The organism is Flavobacterium sp. (assembly GCF_044368995.1).
In the GTDB taxonomy this organism is placed as follows: domain Bacteria; phylum Bacteroidota; class Bacteroidia; order Flavobacteriales; family Flavobacteriaceae; genus Flavobacterium.
The window spans coordinates 1-3156 of sequence record NZ_JBIPMS010000157.1; the positions used below are offsets into that span (position 1 = coordinate 1).

Annotated in this window: 4 protein-coding genes; all 4 read right to left on the reverse strand. The window is 32.6% G+C overall.

The features are described 5' to 3' along the window. Positions 1–364, reverse strand: a 364-nt coding sequence (locus ACIQ2I_RS08705; protein ID WP_396182024.1) for a glycosyl hydrolase 53 family protein, incomplete at its 3' end; no start/stop codon positions are given. Positions 365–532: 168 nt separating this feature from the next. Further along, positions 533–1192 carry a ribulose-phosphate 3-epimerase gene (gene rpe, locus ACIQ2I_RS08710; protein WP_396182025.1) on the reverse strand — a complete coding sequence of 220 codons (660 nt, stop codon included), beginning with the start codon at positions 1190–1192 and terminating at the stop codon, positions 533–535. Between the two features lie 103 nt (positions 1193–1295). Beyond that, a complete protein-coding gene (locus tag ACIQ2I_RS08715) occupies positions 1296–2159 on the reverse strand; it encodes an RNA polymerase sigma factor RpoD/SigA (protein ID WP_396182026.1) in 864 nt (287 codons plus the stop codon). A 178-nt stretch (positions 2160–2337) separates the two neighbouring features. After that, positions 2338–3048: a DUF3291 domain-containing protein gene (locus ACIQ2I_RS08720; RefSeq protein WP_396182027.1), complete on the reverse strand. Its 711-nt coding sequence runs from the start codon at positions 3046–3048 to the stop codon at positions 2338–2340. Positions 3049–3156: the final 108 nt, after the last annotated feature.

Below are 3156 nucleotides of genomic sequence, written 5' to 3' on the forward strand. Positions count from 1 at the left end.
AAGTATCCGAATAATGAACGGTTAACCAAACTTTCATTCCGGCTTGTTTGACTCTTATTGCCAACGCTTTTACTTCTGCAAGTCCAGAATGATTGTCTGATGGGTTTTTCCAAATTCTAATTCTTATCGTGTTACAGCCTGCATTTTTTAATGTGGTTAAAGCATTTTCTGCTACTCCGTTTTTCTTAAAAATAGTACCTTCACTTTCTATTAATGGTAAATAGGACATATCCGCAGAACGAATAAAATCATCAGCACTTGCATTATTTGGAATAGGTGCTGGTGTTACTTCTGTTTCTCTTGAAGAGCAGGAGAATAAATGTAGTATAATTATTAAAAAAATTATTTTTAATATGGATTTCATAATTTATATTTTTTCAAATTTAAAATTTGTTTTTCAATAATTATTCAAAAACATGTTTTTATAATACTACAAATTTAAAAAAGTTTTAGCAAAAGGTCTGCTGGCATAGTAAAAAAAATCCCTCACTTGAAAAAGTAAAGGATTTAATAAATTTTATTTTATAGAATATTATTTTGTAATTTTTTTCAAATCTGCAATTGTTGCTATTGGGTCTTGTGCGCCAAAAACGTAATTTCCTGCAACTAATACATCTGCACCAGCATCTGCTAATTGTTTCGCGTTTTTGTTGGTTACACCGCCATCAATTTCTATAATGGTATTGGCTTTACATCTTTTTATTATTTCTTTCAATTGGCCAACTTTGTCATATGTTTTTTCAATAAAACTTTGTCCGCCAAAACCCGGATTTACACTCATGATACAAACCAAATCAATATCCTGAATAATGTCTTCTAAAACTTTTACGCTTGTATGAGGGTTGATGGCTACACCAGCTTTCATACCTTCTGCTTTGATAGCTTGAAGCGTTCTGTGTAAATGATTACAGGCTTCATAATGAACGGTTAATACATTAGCGCCTAATTTGGCAAAAGTAGTGATGTACCTGTCGGGATCTACTATCATTAAATGGACATCTATTGTTTTTGTGGCATGCTTTGAAATAGCTTGCAAAACAGGCATTCCAAAAGATATATTAGGAACAAAAACGCCATCCATAATGTCAATATGAAACCAATCAGCTTCACTGGCATTAATCATTTCAATGTCGCGTTGTAAATTAGCAAAATCCGCAGCTAAAACCGAAGGAGCGATAAGTGTGTTTTTCATTTAATTATATTGTTTGTGCAAAAATAGATATTTTAAAAAAACTCCGAAAACACTTTCGGAGTTTTGAGATTAAGACTTTTGGCTTTAGTCTTTACGACTAAATTTATCCTAAATATGTTTTTAAAATTTTACTTCTTGAAGTATGTTTTAATCTTCTAATGGCTTTTTCTTTAATTTGACGGACACGTTCACGAGTTAAATCAAATGTTTCGCCAATTTCTTCTAAAGTCATTGGATGCTGATCGCTTAATCCAAAATACAAACGCACTACGTCTGCTTCTCTTGGGGTTAAGGTTTCTAAAGCACGTTCAATTTCAGTTTGAAGTGATTCGTGAATTAATTCTCTATCTGGATTTGGCGATTCACCGGAACGTAAAACGTCGTATAAATTGGAATCTTCTCCTTCAACAAGCGGGGCATCCATTGACAAGTGACGACCAGAGTTTTTCATAGACTCTTTTACGTCATTTACGGTCATGTCTAGTTCTTTTGCAATTTCCTCAGCAGAAGGGGGTCTTTCATTAGATTGCTCTAATAAAGCATACATTTTGTTGATTTTATTGATTGAACCAATTTTGTTCAAAGGCAAACGAACAATACGAGATTGTTCTGCTAAAGCTTGTAAAATCGATTGACGAATCCACCAAACCGCATACGAAATGAATTTAAAACCACGTGTTTCATCAAAACGTTGTGCTGCTTTTATCAAACCTAAGTTTCCTTCGTTAATTAAATCGGGTAAAGTCAAACCTTGATTTTGATATTGTTTGGCAACCGATACTACGAAACGTAAATTCGCTTTTGTTAATTTTTCTAAGGCACTTTGGTCACCCGCTTTAATACGTTGTGCTAATTCTACTTCTTCATCGGCAGTAATTAAATCTACTTTACCAATTTCTTGTAAATATTTGTCTAAAGAAGCAGTTTCACGATTGGTAACCTGCTTGGTTATTTTAAGTTGTCTCATTGAATTTCCCCCTCAATTTATAAGTTCTATTTGTTATACGTAAGAAAAAGTAAAAAGTTACAAAAAACAGCAATAAGTTTAACACCAACTTAAAAAATCAGTTTTAAGAATACATAAGAGTTTTCAAAAACTGGGATTGTTTAAACCTATTGATTATATTGAAATAAGATTTGAAAATTTAATTAACCTCTAAGAAATTTTCAACATTTTTGCCGTTCCACTTTCCTAAAAATTTATAAGGGATAAATCTTGCAAATAGTTCTTCCTTATACCATTTGAGTTTTCTTGTTAGACGAACAACTTCTTTGTGTTTTTCATTTTTATAAGCATAATCGATCATTTCTGCTTGCGTTTTCCAAATGCTTAAAGTAGCTTGTTGGATTAAAGGCCATTCGCCAACACCAATTGACAGTGCTAATCCATCGTAATCTTCTAAACTTTTACTTACTTTACCTACTTTTCTCCAAAAAGAAATCAATTTTGAAATGCGAATACTAGCTCGTGTTAGAACCATAACTGGCTTGTCTAAAGCCAAAGTGGCACCAGAAACAAAAGGTTGCTTTCCGTCCCATTTTCCGTGAGCTTCTGCAGCATGTGCAAAAACGGTAAATGATTCGGCACTTTTGGATTTATACTTGTTAAAAAATGAATTTTTTTCAAAAAAATTAGTTGCCTGCATTTCTGATTCCCAAATACATAATAAGGCATACGTACCAAAGTTTGGTTTTGAACTAAAACCATTTTCAGCACCTGAACCCAGTAGTTTGTAGAACACTAATCCCTCAATGTTTTTGAAATGAGCATGCCCTAGTTGCATTTGTGCAAATGCCCAAAGTTTATTCGAAAAAGTTTCCAATTTAAAAAAAGTAAAAGTGGTTATTTGGCTCATTTGTATGAATTCTTAATGTGCATATTGTGTTTTAGATTTTTTTAATGCATCTTGAATGTACTTTTTCTTGATAATCAACATTCCAAAACTTTCTCCACCATCTTTACC